Genomic DNA, 19,634 nt, shown 5'->3' with positions numbered 1-19,634 from the left:
TATAAAAGAAGCTGATTTAATAATCAGCTTCTTTTATTAAAAATAATTTATTTTTCTTTGAAGCTGAAATTTAATAATAATTTTGAAATTATGTATAGTAATCTTCCTGTATGAACATAAAATATATAGAAAAAGATAAAAATAGTAAATATTGAAAAAAATCTTAAACTGATACAGGCTTAGTTTATAGGAGGAATAGAAGTGTTTAAGGAAATATTTTTTTGTGAAAATAATGTAAGTAAAGGATTGGAAAATATAATTGAAAAAATAGAAAGAGATTATCCTGATGTAAATATATGCATAGAACCTTGTCTAGGGCATTGCAGTCATTGTGCAGAAAATTTATATGCAGTTATAGATGCAAAAATAATTAATGGAGATAATGTTGAAGAATTATATAACAATATAAAAGAAGAATTAAATCAAATATAAAATAATAATTAGATAAAATTATAACGAAATATATAAATACATTAAAACTAGCCAAATAAGAGAAAATTATGTATAATGCATAGAAAGAAATGTAATTTTATGATATAGTTATTTCAGTATGGCGTAAAGCGAAACCTAATTCGGGTGTTTTTTGCCGCCGCCCGAATATTAGTTGAACTAATCCAGCACGCAGCAGCCCCTATGTACAGTAATAAAATTCTTGACTAGTTAAAACTAGAGAATTTTAATAACTCACCCCTTGTAGAAGTGAGAGTATTAGGGATAACAGTGAAGGGATAGGACTATAAATAAGACATTTGCAAAGGAAGGATAAACATGGAAGAAAGAACTAATAAATCAAATTTTATAAAAAATATTATTATAGAGGACCTGCAATCTGGAAAGAGAAAAGAAGTTATTACTCGTTTTCCACCAGAACCAAATGGATATCTTCATATAGGTCATGCTAAATCAATAGTACTCAATTTTGAACTAGCAGATGAGTTTAAAGGCAAAACCAACTTGCGTTTTGATGATACTAATCCTACTAAGGAAGATACAGAGTATGTCGAGTCTATTAAAGAAGATGTTAAGTGGCTTGGATACGAATGGGATGAATTACATTTTGCTTCAAACTATTTTGAAGAGATGTTTAATCGTGCTATTCTATTAATTAAAAAGGGTAAAGCCTATGTTTGTGATTTAAATGCAGAACAAATAAGAGAATATAGAGGAACTCTTACTAAGCCTGGTAAGGATAGTCCATATAGAAATAGAACAGTAGAAGAAAATTTCGATCTTTTTCAACGTATGAGAAAAGGTGAATTTAAAGATGGAGAAAAGGTGTTAAGAGCAAAAATTGATATGACTTCTCCAAATATAAATATGAGAGACCCAATTATTTATCGTATAGCTCATGCAGATCATCATAATACAGGAGATAAGTGGTGCATATATCCAATGTATGATTTTGCTCATCCAATTGAAGATGCTATTGAAGGAGTAACTCATTCAATTTGTACTGTAGAATTCGAGGATCATCGTCCTTTATATGACTGGGTTATCAGAGAATGCGAAATGGAAAGTCAACCACAACAAATAGAATTTGCTAGATTAAATCTTACAAATACAGTTATGAGTAAAAGAAAGCTTAAGCAGCTAGTAGATGAAAAGTTTGTAGATGGGTGGGATGATCCACGTATGCCTACCATATCTGGTCTTAGAAGAAAAGGTTACACTCCAGAATCAATACGTAATTTTTGTAATGAAATTGGTGTAGCTAAAGCAAGCAGTACTGTAGATGAACAAATGTTAGAGCATTTTGTAAGACAAGATTTGGAGAAAAAAACACCTAGAGCTATGGCTATAATAAGACCATTAAAAGTGGTGATTACAAATTACCCTGAGGATGAAGTAGAAATGCTCGTAGCTCCATATAGTACAGATAACCCAGAACTAGGAAGTCGTAAGATACCTTTTTCAAGAGAAATATATATAGAACAAGAAGATTTTATGGAAAATCCACCTAAAAAGTATTTCAGACTATTTCCAGGTAACGAAGTTAGATTAAAGGAAGCTTATTTTATAAAATGTAATGAGGTAATTAAAGATGAAGAGGGCAATGTAGTTGAAATACACTGTACCTATGATCCAGAAACTAAAAGTGGAACAGGTTTTACAGGAAGAAAAGTTAAAGGTACAATTCATTGGGTAAGTGCAAAAAATGCTGTACCAGCAGAATTTAGACTATATGAGCCTTTAATATTAGATGATAACGGAGAAAATGAAGATGATGGAAAGACCTTCCTTGATAAAGTAAACCCAAATTCATTAGAGATACTTCAAGGTTTTATAGAGCCAAGTATAAGCACTGCGAAACCAAACGATAAATTCCAGTTTGTTAGAGTAGGGTACTTCAATGTAGATTCTAAGTATGGTAGTGATACTAAAATAGTATTTAATAGAATAGTTTCGTTGAAAAGTTCTTTTAAAATAGAAAAGTAAAATGAGTATATTAGAAAGATAGGATTGCATTATTTAATGTAGTCCTATTTTTTGCATTGGTTTCAATATTAAATCTTTAGGTATATAAAATGATATACTATCAATGATTGGTAATGTTAAATATTTCAAGAGAGAATAAATCTAAGAAATTGTAATAATCTATAAGTAATGATATTAAGAATAGGTAATTTTAATATATTAGAAATGAATAAGCTTGCAAATCTTTGTGTATTAATTCATAAAAAACACATGAAAAGTATTGTATAATAATATAAATGAATGTATAATGTTTCACATAGAAACTCTTATAAAGGTAGGGGAGAATTTTATAATGTTAAAGAAGACTTTAAAAAAATTAATAGCATTTTCATTAGTTGTGGGAACACTGGCCACTTTTACAGGTTGTGGAAACAAAAATAACGGAGGAAATACTGCTCAAAATAATTCACAATCAGAGGTTATGCAGAGAATAAAGAAGAACGGAAAGCTTGTTATTGGAACTAGTGCAGACTATCCACCATATGAATTTCACAAATCTATAAATGGAAAAGATGAAATTGTTGGTTTTGATATCGAAATTGCACAGCAAATTGCCAAAGATTTAGGCGTTCAGCTTGAAAAGAAAGATATGAAATTTGATGGATTACTTGCAGCTTTAAATGAAGGAAAAGTTGATATGGTCATATCAGGAATGACACCAACTCCAGAAAGGGCTAAGAATGTAGACTTTTCTAATGTGTACTATACAGCGGTTCAAACTATAGTAGTTAGAACTGCTGATAAGGATAAAATTAAATCAACTAATGATTTAAATGGTAAAAAAATAGGCGTTCAAAAGGGGTCAATTCAAGAAGACATAGCTAAGGAGCAAGTTTCAGGTGCTCAAGCTATAGCTCTTGGAAAAATATCAGACTTAATGTTGGCTTTAAAAAGTAATAGAATTGAAGCAGCTATTGTTGAATCACCAGTTGCTGTTTCAAATATAAATGCTAATAAAGATTTAGTTATATCTGATATAAAGTTAAATACAGAAGAAGCAGGATCCGCAGTAGCAATTAAAAAGGGAACTCCAGATTTAGTACAAGAAGTTAACAAGACCTTAGATAAATTAAAGAAAGATAAGAGCATAGATAAATTTGTTACAGATGCTACAAATTTAGTAGAATAATTAAAATAACTACAAAAAATGTTAGGCAGTTATAATGCCTAACATTTTTTGAAATTATAGTCTATGCTGTTATTTAATACTTATGATTTAGAAAAGGTTAGGGAGGAAAAAGTATTGGATTTTAGTTTTTTATCTATATATTATTTGTTTTTTATAAATGGTGCAAAATTTACAATGTTTTTATCATTCTTTACGGTAGTGTTAGGTGTAATTTTTGGTACACTTCTTGCCTTAATGAGATTGTCTAAGAATAAAATTTTAAATGCCGCAGCAGCAACTTATGTAGAATTTATTAGAGGAACTCCTGTGTTAGTTCAATTATACATAGTATTCTATGGGCTTCCTCATATAGGCCTTAATCTTCCTGAAGTTATAGCTGGTATCATAGCTTTGTCTGTAAATAGTGCGGCATATGTTTCCGAAATAATTCGTGCTGGTATACAAGCAGTAGACAAGGGACAAATGGAAGCCGCAAGATCTTTAGGGATGCCTCCAGCCATGTCCATGAGATATATAATTATACCTCAAGCAATAAAAAATATATTGCCTGCACTAGGTAATGAGTTTATAGTGGTTATTAAGGAATCCTCTATAGCTTCTATAATAGGTATACCTGAGCTTATGTATAATGCAGATACTGTTAGAGGCAATACTTTCAAACCATTTGAACCGCTGATAGTTGCAGCAGTTATGTACTTTATAATGACATTTATTCTATCTAAGATTGTCAGTGCTTTTGAAAGGAAGTTGAAAACAAGTGATTAAAGTTAAGGGATTACAAAAAAAGTTTAATGAATTACATGTACTTAAAGGCATAGATATAGAAATAAATAAAGGAGAAGTGGTAGTTGTTATTGGACCTAGTGGTTCAGGTAAAAGTACATTTTTAAGATGTCTTAATCTTTTAGAGCAGCCCACAGATGGAGAGATTGTATTTGAAGGAATTTCTATAACTGAAAAAGGTACAGATATAAATAAATTGAGACAAAAAATGGGCATGGTGTTTCAGCAGTTTAATTTGTTTCCTCATTTAAGTGTATTAAATAATATTACTATTGCTCCTAAAAAAGTAAAAGGAATATCTGATGAAGATGCTAAGAAAACTGCCTATGAACTATTAAAAAGAATTGGGTTAGAAGATAAAGCAAGCAATTACCCGAACCAGCTGTCTGGTGGACAAAAACAAAGAATTGCTATAGCAAGAGCCCTTGCAATGGCACCAGATGTAATGTTATTTGACGAACCAACTTCCGCATTAGACCCAGAAATGGTTGGAGAAGTATTAGATGTTATGAAAGAACTAGCAGCTGAAGGCATGACTATGGTTGTGGTTACTCATGAAATGGGATTTGCTAGAGAAGTAGGGGATAGAGTAATATTTATGGATGGAGGCAAGATAATAGAAGAAAATGTGCCTTCAGAACTATTCTCAAATCCTCAAAATGAAAGAACAAAAAGCTTCTTAAGTAAAGTATTATAATATAGATAACCATGCCCGAAATTTAACTTATACTCTGGAATATGCTACCAAACTTCGGCACGTTAAAAACTTTTAATCAGTCTAAAGTTCATGTTTTTGAAAATCTAAGAACCTTATATAAACTCGCTATGCTCAAACATATATAAGGCTCTAAGATTTTCTAAAAACACTTCACTAAGACTGATAAAAAAATTTTTAAATGTGCCTTCAGTTTTGGCAGCATATTCCTACGTATAAGTTAAATTTAAGTTATGGATATCTATAAAAGTTATATGTAGCTCAAATTTATATTCTGGATAAAATACAGGTACACCATTCATTAGTTTGTTTTTTATTCTCCAATTTATATCCCTGTGCAACAACTTCCTCTATCACTCTATCGAAACTCCACTCTACTAGCCCAGAAACCAATAATTTCCCGTGGTTTTTTATGTGTTTATTTATGAATTCCATAAACATCAGAAGTTCTTCACCTCCAATGTTGATAATTATGTAGTCGAAGCTTTTGCTCAAACTTATTTCATTGTTAAGAGCATTACCTACTAACACCTCAATGTTATTTATTCCATTTAAGCTGGCATTGAATTCAATTTCAGGTTTAACGTCTCTTATATCAACAGCAGTTATACTAGCTGCTTTATTTATAGAAGCAGCTATGGAAAGAATTCCTGAACCAGTTCCTAAATCTAATACATCCTTACCTTTTAAATCACTATTTAAGATAAATCTTAAACAATCTTGGGTTGTTTCGTGTAACCCAGTCCCAAAAGCTCCTTGAGATACAAAGTTAATTTTATTACTAAGTCCAGAGTCAAAGTTAGTATCTGCAATTATCCAACCATTACCTAAATCAATTGGATCAAATGAGTTATTTAGACTTACTGACTGTAATTTTTTCACATCTACTTTATCAACATTCAGGCTATTCTTAATTGTATTCAAATAGTAATCTAAATTGCTATCATCAGTATCTTCAACTATTATTTTTAAAGTTGTTAACTCATTTTCATTTTCATAATAATCATATCCATAGTCTGTTGTTGTAACTACTATAGGACTTTCATAAAACACATTATAAATGTCTACTAATTGTAATTTTTCTATAGCCATATCTGCATCTTTAATTGAACATTTAATTGAAATTTCGTACATAAAGTCACCTCTGAAAGATATTATAAATTTACTAAAATATTTATACCACTAATACATTTTATATTAATGGTATAAATATTTCAATAAAACTATAATTTTCACTTAATACTATCTATTCTTAAATAGTAATTTATTATATACAGAAGCTGCCTCAAAATACATTTCATATACAATATATTGTTGTTTTGAACAAAAATTATACAATCCATTATATTATTTTCTTATTTTAAGACAGCCATTTTATACTTTTTAAAAAGTTTTAACAAATATAGGCGAAGAAATTCCTTGTTTACCATTTTCATGAATGACTTTAACTACATACCAGTTGTCAATATTGTTAGCTTTTAACGATAGAGTCCAACCAGCACTATGAGCTTTCCCAATGTTTTTTTCTGCAAGAATCTTTCTTTTATTGCTTATAATTTGGAGTTTTTCTATTGGAACTATAGGATCTTCTACTGCAATATAAAAATTTAGCAGTTCACCTGGACTAGTACAAAGTATACTTCCCATCCAATAGTCGTTAATTTTAAATATAAGTTTTAATTTTCGAGTTTCTGTAGAATATGTTCTTCTGTTTTTTATAGCATCAATAAAATTTTCTTCTGTTAAACTTTCGCATAAAACAGCAGTTAGGTTATCACTATCTCCCCAGTTATTTCTATGATTGTCTTGACTATTTATAGCACCTATATACCATCCCATATCTAATGCATCAAAGTAATGTATCTCTGTATTTTTATATTTACGAGGAAATGAGCCGTTCCCCACCTCCATAAGATTTATCATAGTATGTGCATCAGGTATTCGTGATAAACCTCTAAAAGACCTATCAGGGTGATTAACTGAAATAATAAGCTCTTCTTGTTGTCTAAGCCAATAAAAAAGCTTATTCAGTGTCTTTATTTGTTTCTTTCCCTCTACATAATTTGCAGTGTTTATAACATTAATATGGCCAACGGAAGAGGACATCTCAAAGCCTCTTAAGGCTAAAAAGTTATTATAGTTATTATTGATGATTTCTGCTGCTATTCTTGTTTTATACCATTGAGAGTTTTTCATTTCTATATATTGGTGGGTTTTTTTATCATATTCATAATTGTGTCTTTTAACACCATCAAGAAAGTTAGAATGATCAGTTATTATAAGAAAGTTAAGCCCTTTGCTTATAGCATACTTAAATGCCTCTGTAGGAGTACCTATTCCATCCGAATAACAGGTATGAGTGTGGGGAATACCGTAATAAAAATTATAGTTAACCTTAGGATTACATATATTAAAATACCAACTAGCTTCACTTAGATTTCCAACACTATTATGAATATTAATTTTAACTGTATGTTTACCATAACTAAGAGGTTCATTAGGAATGTAAAATACCTTCTTACCTTTGATACTTGGAAAAATTCTTTTATTATCTACATACATATATATATCATTAATATTTAGCTTTAAGTTTACATATTCAAGGGAGGCTGAAATTTCGGGAGTTATATTGAAAACAGAACACATGTTCAAGGGCCTCAAATCATGAAGGTATTGAGGCCTTTCACGAGATTTTTTCATTTGCCATTCTCCTTTTAGATTTTGTGAACTTCTTTCCAACATTCATATATATGAGGATTTAATAGCTTTACGTGGTCTAAAAACTCTTTCTTATATCCAAGTTCATCTAATCCCTTTAACAATAATTTGGGGTAAATAGTATTCTCTTTCATTACCCTGGCCGTATCTATAAGCTTAAGCTCAGTAGTTCCAGTGACAAATATATGAAACAATACTGTATCTCGTCTTTTAAAACCAACTTCTGCTAGTGCTTTGTATAATTCTATAATTTTTTGTGATAGCTCTAAGGTTAGAGGATTTTCAGCTAAATATTTATCTAACTCTATACCATGGATGTAATCTCGAACTATATAGTTCTTCCCAAAGTCATATATTTTAGGAAAATGATTATTTCCTTGAGCCATTTCAAGAGTCTTTAATTCCTTTTCACAGAAACTGCTCTTTTTAAAAATTTTAATACAACGTGATGAGTCTATTCTATACACCTTTCCATGTATTCCTTTTCCTATAAATTCAAGATTTTTTATACTATATTCATTATATTTTTTTATATAAATCACCTACCATATGATCTTTGTTTTTTACTATTAATATATGAATATAATTTAATTAGTGTTTAATTTTTTAACTTAAAAGAAGTAAATATATGCAACTTAATTTTTAAGTTTCATAGTATATATTATAAAGCTTACATTTTATACATTATGTATAAGCAAGTAACTTAGAAAGCAAGATAAACTACAATAGGTGCAAAATGAATATCATGGAAATTTTTTTTATTTTTTTTTCTATTGCTATACCTCCTAGTATAGTAGTACTTTTTATTCATGACAAAAGAGAGATAACTAAAAGTTTTAAAGAGGCCATTGCAGCATATAATAAGTACAAAGATTAAGTACAATTTGTTTTTATAAACAAAAAAGGTATAGGTTATTTTAATATGCCAATACCTTTTTATTATAAAATAAAATTAAAAAAACAAACAAAATTTCAAAAATTACCCAGGAAATAATTTATTATATTAATGCTGTTAGTTAACTATTACAAGTATTAGATATATTGCAAATAATTTTATAGATTAATTATATGAAAAATGCACAAACTTATAATACAACAGGACAATAACAGAAAATAAAATAAAAAAGCTGTAAAGCTACTAAAGGAGGAATTAAATCATGGCAAGTAGAAATAACAGATTATTAGTTCCAGAAGCAAGAGCAGCATTTAATAAATTTAAAATGGAATCAGCTAAGGAAGTTGGAGTTAACTTAAAAGAAGGATATAACGGAGATCTTACTTCAAGGGAAGCGGGTTCTATAGGTGGAAACATGGTGAAGAAAATGATTGAATCATATGAAAAAGGATTAACATAAATAATAAAAAGCTAGCTTTGCCAGATAGTAAAATTACTATCTGGCTTTTATTGTTATACAATAAAGTGAAACTTCAATCAGATGAGAGTATTAGAGCGGGTAGTCATGGGATAAAATTTCATACATAATAATCAATAGAAAATTACTAAATTTTGTATGTACATCTTGTCATAATATTAAGCGATTCTTAATATTTTTATAACAAAACTGAATTACTATAATTATGAGGTGAGTGCGTTGAGTGTACAAATATATCAAGACCCAGATTTTAAAATCTATAAGGCTGGAGATGGTTATATAGTCCACAATAGACATAAGGAGTTTAAGAATGGTCATACTCATGTAAGAAAATATGATACCTGTATGGTTATGATTAAATTAGTTGAAAAAAAGCTAATTCCTAAAAGCCGAAGTAAGCATTTTATTGAGAGCCTCATAAGAATAAGCAATGATATGAAGTACATCAGACAGATCATGACGTATATTTGAATAGTCCCGGGAATATATCCCGGGACTTAATTTATTATAAGAAAATTACTTTCATAAGGTATAAATTCTAAAAGATGCATAGCTTACTTTACATAGTTATGTTATAATATTCGGGTAGTTTCGGCATATGATAAACACAGACTTACATCATATGGTATTTTTATCCTATTTGCTGTTTATCTGAGCAAATACAGAGTAAATAAGTGATTAACTACCGCTGATAAAGGTGACAATCTTACGGTTTATAGCCGATGGATAAATTATAAATTGTTGTTGGAGGAATAATAAAAATGATAAGTACAAGTAATGTAAGCTTAAGATACGGTGGTCGTAAATTATTTGAAGATGTTAACATAAAATTTACACCGGGAAATTGTTATGGATTAATTGGTGCTAATGGTGCTGGTAAATCTACTTTTTTAAAGATTCTTTCAGGAGAAATAGAACCTAATACCGGAGAAGTTATAATAACTCCAGGTGAAAGACTTGCTATATTAAAACAAAACCATTTTGAATTTGATGAACATCCAGTTCTTGAAACTGTAATAATGGGACACAGCAGACTATATTCTATTATGAAGGAAAAAGATGAATTATATGCTAAACCAGACTTTAGTGATGAAGATGGAATTAGAGCATCTGAATTAGAAGGTGAATTTGCAGACCTTAATGGTTGGGAAGCAGAATCAGAAGCAGCAACTCTACTAATGGGGCTAGGCATTGATGTAGAGCTTCATAGTAAGCTTATGAAGGATTTAGATGGTTCAGAAAAGGTAAGAGTACTGCTTGCACAAGCTTTATTCGGAAAACCAGACATATTACTACTTGACGAGCCTACTAACCACTTAGATATAAAATCAATTAAATGGTTAGAAGATTTTCTTATGGACTTTGAAAATACAGTTATAGTAGTATCCCATGACAGACATTTCTTAAATAAAGTTTGTACAAGTATAGCAGATGTAGATTATGGTAAGATACAATTATACGTAGGAAACTATGACTTTTGGTATGAATCAAGTCAGTTAGCAAGTCAAATGGCTAAAGAACAAAATAAAAAGAAGGAAGAAAAAATTAAAGAATTACAAGCCTTCGTTGCAAGGTTTAGTGCTAATGCGTCTAAGTCAAAACAGGCTACATCGCGTAAAAAATTATTAGATAAGATAACTTTAGATGATATAAGACCATCATCAAGAAAATACCCATATGTAGCTTTTAAACCAGAAAGAGAAGCTGGAAATGATCTATTAAGAGTAGAAGGCTTAACTAAGACTATAGATGGCGTAAAGGTGCTGGATAACATAAGCTTTACTGTTAATAAAGGTGATAAAATAGCCTTTGCAGGCAGAAACGAATTAGCTAAAAGTACGTTATTCCAAATACTTATGGGAGAAATAGAAGCAGATGCAGGAACTTATAACTGGGGAATAACTACCTCTCAGTCATATTTCCCTAAGGATAATACCCAGTATTTTGAAGGCGTTAACCTTAGCTTAGTTGATTGGCTTCGTCAATTCTCTGAAGAGAAGTCTGAAAGCTTTATAAGAGGATTTTTAGGAAGAATGCTTTTCTCAGGAGAAGAGGCTCTAAAACAATCTAATGTTTTATCCGGAGGAGAAAAGGTACGCTGCATGCTTTCAAAAATGATGCTTAGTGGTGCTAATGTAGTAATATTAGATGAACCAACTAACCATTTAGATCTTGAATCCATTACAGCAGTTAACAATGGATTAATTAATTTCCCAGGAACAGTACTATTTACATCACACGATCATCAGTTTGTGCAAACTGTTGCAAATAGAATTATTGAAATTACTCCAAAAGGTATTGTTGATAGACAAACATCCTATGACGAGTACTTAGAAAATGAAGAAATTCAAAAAATGTTAGAAGATATGTATAAATAGATAAAAGTGGACTGATCAGTCCACTTTTATCTATTTCTTTTGGTTTGCTATTTTTTCTGCTAATTCGTTGAGATAAGTCCATCTTTCATATAAAAAATCTAACTTTTCACTAAGTTCTTCTTTCTCTGCAATAAGCTTTTGAAGTAATTCATAATTACTTCCAGCCGAATTTATTTGTTCATCAGTATCAGCTATTTGGGCTTCTACTGAGGCTATAACATTATCTATTTCATCAAATTCTTTTTGTTCCTTATAAGTAAATTTTAAAGCTTTGACTTTTTGCCTTTCTTTAGGTTCACTGTTTTTTTCTATTTTACTAGTAGTGTTGTCAACTTTTTCCTTAGTAATTGATCCGTATTTTTCCACATACTCTGTATAGTTTCCAACATGATGCTTTACCTGTCCAGTGCCATCTAAAACCAATAGTTTATCAGCAACTCTATCAAGAAAATATCTATCATGGGATACAGTTATAACGACGCCCTGAAAATCATCTAAATAATCTTCTAGTATAGTCAGAGTTTCTATATCTAAATCATTAGTAGGCTCATCTAGTATTAATACATTAGGTGCGGACATTAGTACTTTTAAAAGATTTAGTCTTCTTCTTTCTCCGCCTGATAGTTTAGATATAAAGGTCCATTGGAGCTCAGGAGAGAATAAAAATCTTTCAAGCATCTTAGAAGCACTTATGAGTTCACCATCAGAGGTTTTTACAAATTCTCCAGCTTCACGGATATAATCTATTACTCTCATGCTGTCAACCATATCAGTATTTTCCTGATTTAGATAACCTATTTTAACTGTTTCTCCGATATTTACAGTACCAGAGTCAGGTAATATTCTACCTACACACATATTAAGAAGGGTAGACTTACCAACTCCATTTTGACCTATTATTCCAACTCTATCATTTTTAGAAAATATATAACTAAAAGAATCTATGAGTAGCTTATCATTATATGCTTTACTTATATTTTCTATTTCTATAACTTTATTACCTAGTCTTGTAGACGCAGATGAAATTTCAACTTTATTGTTAGTATTATCAAATTCAACACTATTAAGTTCTTCAAATCTTTGGATTCTTGCTTTTTGTTTAGTTGTTCTAGCCTTTGCACCTCTTTGAATCCATGCTAATTCATTTCTTAGAAGACTTTGTCTTTTATTTTCCTGCGATCTTTCTAATTCTTCTCTTTCTAATTTTTTTTCTAGAAAGATGCTGTAATTACCAGTATAAGCATAAATATTTCCTTTACTAAGCTCCAGTATTCTATTTGTCACTCTATCCAAGAAATATCTGTCATGGGTAATCATTAAAACAGAGCCCTTTCTGTTATTAAGATATTGCTCAAGCCAGGTTACTGTATCGCTATCTATATGGTTAGTAGGCTCATCAAGAATAAGTAAATTTGATGGATATATTAAAGCACCAGCCAAGGCAATTCTCTTTTTTTGTCCACCGGATAGGGTAGATATTTTTGCTTCAAAATCAGAAATACCTAATTTAGTTAATATAGTTTTTGCGTCACTTTCAAATTGCCAAGCATTTAATTCGTCCATCTTTGAAGTTAACGCTAGCAACTTTTCTTGAAGGCTACTATCAGTTGGGTTGTTTTCAGACATATTGAGTACATGTTCATATTCACGAACTAAGTTCATTAAAGGTGAGTCTTCCTTAAATATTTGCTCTAACACTGTTGCATCTTCATCAAAAGAAGTTAGCTGTGGAAGATAGTTTAGAACTAAGTTATTTGAGGTTATTATATTTCCACTATCATAATTTTCAACACCAGCTATAATTCTAAGTAGAGTAGATTTACCAGTGCCATTAACACCTATAAGACCTATTTTTTCTCCTTCATTTATTGAAATAGATATATTATCTAATAATGTTCTCTCGCCATAACTCTTGGTAATATTCTGTAGAGTAATTAAATTCATTTAACATTCACTTATCCTTTCTTAGCTTATAACATTGCTTTTATAAAAATTATTAAGAAGGTATTATTTTAACATATATTAAGTATATAGTAAAAGGCTTAGGTTTTTCAACTAAACTGTTTTCAGCATGTAATTCTATAGGGTTCCAAGCTCAAAACTTTATCTACACTCCGGGATATGTTACCAGTTCTTCGGCACCGTAAATGCTTTTTTATGAGTCTAAAGCTCTGATTTAAGCAGAGAGCCAACATCTATGATTTTGTGCGAATCGGTTAAGCAGACATACAAAATCTGTGATTTTGATATGGTCGCTTACTCTGTGAATACTCCTCTGACCAAAGGAAGAGGAGTTTCATAATAAAAGTTAAGAGGTTGGAACCCTATATGTAATATTTTATTAAATATAGTTACTGCAGAATTATTAGAATTAGGTTATAATGTATTTAAATAATTTTTATACTCTTATGGGGGTGAAACTATTGCAGTTGAATATACAGCAAGAGAAGATAGTTCATAGTAAACATTTAGGTTATAGTATAGTAAAAGGTAATAATTTATCGGGAAAGACAACTGCAGCGGTATATAGAAGTTTTTATTTAAAGAGTAACTATTGTTTATATAATAATGACAATTTATTAATAGTAACAAATGATGATAGAAATACTAAATTAATTGAGCAAATGCATAATGAAATTGATATTGAAGCAAAGCTAGACTATGTTACATTATTTTCAATGAGCAACTCTGCTAAGTTATGTGTAGAAAGCATTAGTTCAATAATAAATAAATACTATATACAATTTATAAAAGAAAATCCACTTCAGCAATATACTCTTGTTAGCAAACAAGAAACTATAGAGATAGTAACACAAAGCTTAATAAAATTGCAAAAGCAGTATGCTGATGTAAAGATAATGGATGAAAAATATATTGAATTTTTATTTGATGAGATAACATGGATAAAAAACTGTAACTATAAATCTTTAGATTTATATCAAAATGCGGATAGATTAGGTAGGATGGTAAAGAATAAAAAAGGTCCTAGAAGGCTTTTAAAAAACTCTAGGCAGAGGGAAGCAATATTTGAATTATTGTTAACCTATAATAGTACATTAAAGGAAAAAAATTATATTGATGAAGAAGATAAAGTTTTAATGGCTATTGAACAAGCAAAAAAGCTTAATAGTAACTATACTCATGTAATTATAGATGGATGCGAAAATTTAACTAGACTACAACTAGAATTTGTAAAAGCATTAAAAAGCTTAAAAACCTATTGGAGTATGATGTTTGTCATTGGAAGCAGCAATGCAAATGCTAATGCTTGGTTTGTGAAAGGACGTAAAGTTAACTCTCTAGAGTTAGAATCAAGAGCTAGAAACTACTTATTAAAATACAAATATGAAGAAAATAATGATTATGAATTACATAAGAAGGATGAAGGAATAAACATGGACACAAATACGGATAGTGAAAGCATAAATGCTTTATCATCTATAGAAGATTTTCAATATTATGATTTAAAGCACAGAAGAGAATATGATTTCCTTAGAGATATAAACAATAGTTCTGAAATTATTGTAAAAGATATGGATAAAGAGTATGAGTATACTAGTGAGGAACTTATGCAGATACCTGTATATAGCGATATAGCAGCAGGAGAACCTATATTAATTAATCCAGACATTGAGGATTGTTTCTATATACCTGGGTATTGGCTTAAAGGCATGAAGGATTGTTTTATTTTAAAGGTTAAAGGGGACAGTATGATAAATGCTAACATCTATCATGGTGATTATGTTGTAATTCGCAAGCAGCATGTAGCTCAAAACAATGATATAGTAGCCGTTAACCTAGATGGAAGTGCTACACTTAAAAGATTATCTATGAATAAAAGCAAAGTTTTGCTCATGCCAGAAAATGAAAAATATGACCCTATTCCTATAACTGAAGAGGGTACTAGTATCATTGGTGTAGCTGTTGGAATAATAAAGCATAAATAAACATAAATATATATTGAAAATTATGGTAAATTAATAGAATAAAACTGAATATAACTGAAAATTAATGCTATAATATAATAAGTAACAGTTGGTATAAGTTAATCTTTTATAGCATGAAAGATGGTGATTGAATTTGGATTTAAATATTAATTCATCATGTTTAATGATAATGTTTGGTGGCACAGGTGATTTAGTTCATAGAAAACTAATGCCAGCTATATACAATCTATTACATGATGGTATGCTTCCAAACAATTTTGCTGCTGTATCTGTTGGTAGGCGTGAAATATCAAATGAAGAATATAGAGAACAAGTAAGAGAGTCCATTGAAAAATTTTCAAGACTTAAAATTCAAGATGCAGTTTGGAATAAGATTAAGGATAAAATATACTATTGCCAGTTTAATTTTAGAAATGATGAAGGCTATTCTAATCTTAAAGAATTCTTAGGTAATCTTGATGAAAAATACGAAACTAAAGGTAATAGAGTGTATTATTTAGCAGTATCCCCAGAATACTTTGAAGTAATAGCTGATAAATTACACAAACATGGTTTATCTGAAAATCATTATGGGTGGAAAAGAATAGTTATTGAAAAACCCTTTGGTAAGGATTTGCAATCCGCTGAATATTTAAATAAAAAAATAACAGAAGTATTTACTGAGGATAACATATATAGAATTGATCATTATCTTGGAAAAGAAATGATACAAAATATAATGATTATAAGATTCACTAATGCTATATTTGAACCTCTATGGAATAATAAATATATCGATAGTATTCAAATAACAGCAAATGAGATTGTTGGTGTAGAGAATAGAGGAGGGTACTATGAAAAGGCTGGGGCACTTAAAGATATGATTCAGAATCATATGCTTCAGTTGCTTACTTTGACAGCTATGGAACCTCCATCTAGTATTAGTGCTGAAAGTATAAGAAGCGAGAAAATTAAAGTATTACAATCGCTGGAAAAGCTTACACCAGAGTATATAAAAGAAAATGTAGTAAGAGGACAATATGGTTCAGGTAATATATATGGAAAGCCTGTAGTTGGTTATAGAGAAGAAAAAAATGTATCATCTGATTCCACTGTAGAAACCTTTGTAGCTCTAAAAATGTATATACAGAATTTTAGGTGGGCAGGAGTACCTTTTTATATAAGAAGTGGAAAAAGAATGAATGAAAAGTCTACAGAAATTATAATACAATTTAAAGAGCTACCTAATATATTGTATTCTAAGGAATCCACCACTATAAAGCCTAATATATTAGCTATTAAGGTTAACCCTTTAGAAGGCGTAGTGTTTCAGTTTAATGGTAAAGAACCAGGAACTAAAAGCTCTATTTTACCTGTAGCTATGGACTTTTGTCAAAATTGTCAAATTGAAACCAATACACCAGAAGCATACGAAAGATTGTTATCTGATGTTATGCAGGGAGATCAAACATTATTTACTAGCTGGAATGAAGTTGAATACTCTTGGAAATTTGTAGATAGTATACTAGAAGTTTGGTCAAAAGAAAAAGTGAATTTTCCAAACTATGCTTCAGGTAGTCATGGTCCTAAAGAATCTGAACTATTGTTATCTAAAGATAACAGAGAATGGATAAATTTAAGTATGAATAGTGAATGCTCTACTAGCTAAATATGGAATGGCTTTGTGTTTATACATGAGGCCTTTTTGCTTTTATTCAGTATTAATTATAATAAAATAAAAAGTTACTTGTATGTATGATATAATTGAAATAACATATTGTTACATAGTAAAATATACAACTAATTTCTGCTATTTCTAAGTGATTAATTAAATATTGTTATATAAGAGGAGGACATATAATGATTAAGGCTTCATTAGAAGATATAAGACAGATAGATACTTTTAGTAATCTAGATACATATGTGTTAGAGTTTCTTGCAAATAAAGCCTTCAAATTTAAATTATGCAAAGGAGAACTGCTATTTTCAGAAAGAGATATAGTTGATAATATATACATAGTTAACAGCGGCAAGATTACTATGTTTAGAAATTCTGAAGAAGGCCAAAAAAGAGTAATTTATATTCTAAGTAGTGGAGAATTTATAAATGAAGTTATATTTGATAATCTTCCTGCATCAATAAGTTGTGAAGCTTTCGAAGATAGTTATATTTTATCTTTTGCTAGAAATGATTTGTTAGAGCTTATGGCAAAGGATTTTAATTTTAATCAAATAATAATTAATTCTATGTCTAGAAAGATAAGAAGATTATATAGGCAACTAAAAAATACAGTACCAATAAGAATGGATAAAAAACTAGCAGCCAAGTTATGGAAACTATCTAAAGACTATGGCGTCCAAACAGAAGAAGGAATTTTAATTAATCTCAACATTAGCATAACTTATTTAGCTGACATGCTAGGTAGTACTAGAGAAACAATATCTAGATGTATAAACAGTTTTGAAAAAAAAGGTATGATAAAATTTTTAGGTAAAAAGATAGTGGTTAAAGACCCTAAAGAGCTATCTATATATTTTAGAGGTATTTAGGTGAATTTTAACCCTCAACTCTTGATTTTAAGCCAATCATCGCATAGAAGTCCCCTATAGAGAATCCAACATATCCTAGTGTAGAAAAAACATAGAGGATATGTTGGATTTTTTTGAGGTGATTTTTATGAAAAAGAAGCTAAAAATTAACAATCTTAAGAATGAAAAAACTTTTGAACAAGGATTTAAAGAATTTATAAGATACTGTGAAGTTAGAAATCTAAGACCAGCGACGATTAATACTTATTCAGAATGCATTAAATTTATATGGTATAAATTTTATAAACCTGAAAGCTTAATCAAAGATATAACTAAAGAAGTATTTGATGATTTTGTTATGTTTTTGAAAAAAGAAACTAAAGAAAAGGATACTAGTATATCGAGTAATATAAGAAAAATGAGAACTGTACTATATTACTTCATGAAATTGGGTTATATGAATAAGTTTAATATTAAAAATATAAAGGTTGATAGAGATATTATAGAAACTTATACAGACGAAGAATTAAAGATCTTGTTAGAAAAACCTAACTTAGAAAATTGTAGTTTTGTATCATATAGAAACTGGACTATTATAAACTGTCTTTTGGCATGTGGTTGTAGAATATCTTCATTAATTAATTTAAAAATAGAAGATTTAGATTTTACTAATGAGCTTATAACGTTTACTCATACCAAAAATAGAAAAAGACACATAGTTCCAATGTCACTCAGTTTAAAAAATGTATTAATGGAGTATATACAGTATCGCCAAGCTGAAAACAAAGAAGATTATTTATTTGTTACTGCTTTTGGAGAGAAGTGCAATAGAGTAACTTTAGTAGATAGTATAAATACCTATAATCGCAAACGTGGAGTTATGAGAACGGGCGTTCATAAATTTAGGCATACATTTGCAAAAAAGTGGGTCTTATCTGGAGGGAATATTTTTAAACTCCAGAAAATTTTACAACATAGTAGTATGGAAATGGTTAAAAATTACGTAAACATATTCAACGCTGATTTAAGTAATGATTTCAACGAATTCAACCCCTTGGAATTGCTACAAGCCAAACCCAAAAATCATATAAGTATGAGAGGGGGTAGGGGATAATGCTAGGTATTTTAAAAGAAGCAGTAGTTAAGCAAATTATAGAAATGGCAGATGATAAAGCCCCTGTTATTTATGAGAATTATGAAGTCAACGAAAAATTGGAAATTCAAACTTATGTAGTTATTGTGAAAATTAGTAGTTATGGTTTCAGGATTTATCAGGGAATGTTACATTCTACAGGAAGAATAAGCACTAAATATATGAGTGTAGATGCTGATATGTTCAATGCTATTTCCTCAAGTTTAGTGAATATGTAGGTTGTGTTGTTAAGTGAACCATTAGCTGAAAAGCTTAAAAACGAATTTACGCTTATTAATATGTTAGAATGTTATAGTAATGTAAAAAGTATACCAAATGTGAAAATAGACTTCTTAAAACAGCTCTAAAATAGAATAAAAGATATATTAAAAGACATGTGTTTATGCTAATCTAATATTAGGTCAAGTGCTCATTGAAAACTAGGTCACTTCTCAAATAAATATGTTATCCTATTA

17 protein-coding genes are annotated in these 19,634 nt (G+C 29.7%); 13 read left to right on the top strand and 4 right to left on the bottom strand.

Annotated features, from left to right (window positions below; translation table 11 throughout):
- Positions 1-201: 201 nt before the first annotated feature.
- The 5 genes from HGI79_RS11275 to HGI79_RS11255 all read left to right on the top strand — a co-directional run bounded on the left by HGI79_RS11275 (position 202) and on the right by HGI79_RS11255 (position 5,084).
- Positions 202-432: a DUF1450 domain-containing protein gene (locus HGI79_RS11275; protein ID WP_185650788.1), complete on the top strand. Its 231-nt coding sequence runs from the start codon at positions 202-204 to the stop codon at positions 430-432.
- A gap of 336 nt (positions 433-768) precedes the next feature.
- Complete coding sequence (locus HGI79_RS11270; protein WP_185650787.1) at positions 769-2,436, top strand: glutamine--tRNA ligase/YqeY domain fusion protein; 1,668 nt, start codon at positions 769-771, stop codon at positions 2,434-2,436.
- 331 nt (positions 2,437-2,767) lie between these two features.
- Positions 2,768-3,604, top strand: a complete 837-nt coding sequence (locus HGI79_RS11265) for a transporter substrate-binding domain-containing protein (protein ID WP_185650786.1) — start codon at positions 2,768-2,770, stop codon at positions 3,602-3,604.
- 114 nt (positions 3,605-3,718) lie between these two features.
- Complete coding sequence (locus HGI79_RS11260) at positions 3,719-4,369, top strand: amino acid ABC transporter permease (RefSeq protein WP_185650785.1); 651 nt, start codon at positions 3,719-3,721, stop codon at positions 4,367-4,369.
- On the top strand, positions 4,362-5,084 hold the full coding sequence (locus HGI79_RS11255) for an amino acid ABC transporter ATP-binding protein (RefSeq protein ID WP_185650784.1): 723 nt from the start codon (positions 4,362-4,364) through the stop codon (positions 5,082-5,084). Before HGI79_RS11260 ends, HGI79_RS11255 begins: the two co-directional genes overlap by 8 nt.
- A gap of 285 nt (positions 5,085-5,369) precedes the next feature.
- Here the strand turns inward: HGI79_RS11255 and HGI79_RS11250 are convergent, their stop codons facing one another.
- From HGI79_RS11250 to HGI79_RS11240, 3 genes are all read right to left on the bottom strand, one after another.
- Positions 5,370-6,236 carry a 50S ribosomal protein L11 methyltransferase gene (locus HGI79_RS11250; protein ID WP_185650783.1) on the bottom strand — a complete coding sequence of 289 codons (867 nt, stop codon included), beginning with the start codon at positions 6,234-6,236 and terminating at the stop codon, positions 5,370-5,372.
- A gap of 249 nt (positions 6,237-6,485) precedes the next feature.
- On the bottom strand, positions 6,486-7,802 hold the full coding sequence (locus HGI79_RS11245; protein WP_185650782.1) for a CehA/McbA family metallohydrolase: 1,317 nt from the start codon (positions 7,800-7,802) through the stop codon (positions 6,486-6,488).
- 14 nt (positions 7,803-7,816) lie between these two features.
- A complete protein-coding gene (locus HGI79_RS11240; protein WP_185650781.1) occupies positions 7,817-8,362 on the bottom strand; it encodes a hypothetical protein in 546 nt (181 codons plus the stop codon).
- A gap of 615 nt (positions 8,363-8,977) precedes the next feature.
- Between HGI79_RS11240 and HGI79_RS11235 the strand changes: the two genes are divergently transcribed.
- The 3 genes from HGI79_RS11235 (at position 8,978) to HGI79_RS11225 (ending at position 11,571) form a co-directional block, all read left to right on the top strand.
- Positions 8,978-9,175, top strand: a complete 198-nt coding sequence (locus HGI79_RS11235) for an alpha/beta-type small acid-soluble spore protein (RefSeq protein ID WP_185650780.1) — start codon at positions 8,978-8,980, stop codon at positions 9,173-9,175.
- A gap of 228 nt (positions 9,176-9,403) precedes the next feature.
- Positions 9,404-9,664 carry a hypothetical protein gene (locus HGI79_RS11230; protein ID WP_395939536.1) on the top strand — a complete coding sequence of 87 codons (261 nt, stop codon included), beginning with the start codon at positions 9,404-9,406 and terminating at the stop codon, positions 9,662-9,664.
- A gap of 290 nt (positions 9,665-9,954) precedes the next feature.
- The gene (locus tag HGI79_RS11225) at positions 9,955-11,571 is read left to right on the top strand and encodes an ABC-F family ATP-binding cassette domain-containing protein (protein ID WP_185650778.1); all 1,617 of its coding nucleotides are present in this window, start codon (positions 9,955-9,957) and stop codon (positions 11,569-11,571) included.
- Between the two features lie 30 nt (positions 11,572-11,601).
- Here HGI79_RS11225 and HGI79_RS11220 read toward each other — a convergent pair whose 3' ends face one another.
- The gene (locus tag HGI79_RS11220; RefSeq protein WP_185650777.1) at positions 11,602-13,515 is read right to left on the bottom strand and encodes an ABC-F family ATP-binding cassette domain-containing protein; all 1,914 of its coding nucleotides are present in this window, start codon (positions 13,513-13,515) and stop codon (positions 11,602-11,604) included.
- A 479-nt stretch (positions 13,516-13,994) separates the two neighbouring features.
- Here HGI79_RS11220 and lexA point away from each other — a divergent pair, with 479 nt between their 5' ends.
- The 5 genes from lexA (at position 13,995) to HGI79_RS11195 (ending at position 19,397) form a co-directional block, all read left to right on the top strand.
- Entirely contained in the window at positions 13,995-15,518 is a 1,524-nt protein-coding gene (lexA, locus tag HGI79_RS11215) for a transcriptional repressor LexA (RefSeq protein ID WP_185650776.1), read from the top strand.
- A 133-nt stretch (positions 15,519-15,651) separates the two neighbouring features.
- Positions 15,652-17,166 (top strand): glucose-6-phosphate dehydrogenase, encoded by a 1,515-nt coding sequence (zwf, locus tag HGI79_RS11210; protein ID WP_241428195.1) that lies wholly within the window; start codon positions 15,652-15,654, stop codon positions 17,164-17,166.
- A gap of 191 nt (positions 17,167-17,357) precedes the next feature.
- Positions 17,358-18,047, top strand: coding sequence for a Crp/Fnr family transcriptional regulator (locus tag HGI79_RS11205; protein ID WP_185650775.1), 690 nt, complete (start codon positions 17,358-17,360; stop codon positions 18,045-18,047).
- 127 nt (positions 18,048-18,174) lie between these two features.
- On the top strand, positions 18,175-19,140 hold the full coding sequence (locus HGI79_RS11200) for a site-specific integrase (RefSeq protein WP_185650774.1): 966 nt from the start codon (positions 18,175-18,177) through the stop codon (positions 19,138-19,140).
- The gene (locus tag HGI79_RS11195) at positions 19,140-19,397 is read left to right on the top strand and encodes a hypothetical protein (protein ID WP_185650773.1); all 258 of its coding nucleotides are present in this window, start codon (positions 19,140-19,142) and stop codon (positions 19,395-19,397) included. Before HGI79_RS11200 ends, HGI79_RS11195 begins: the two co-directional genes overlap by 1 nt.
- Positions 19,398-19,634 lie beyond the last annotated feature (237 nt).

The sequence above is a fragment of the Clostridium sp. DJ247 genome (assembly GCF_014231265.1).
This window is presented reverse-complemented; position numbering and strand designations above follow the sequence as displayed.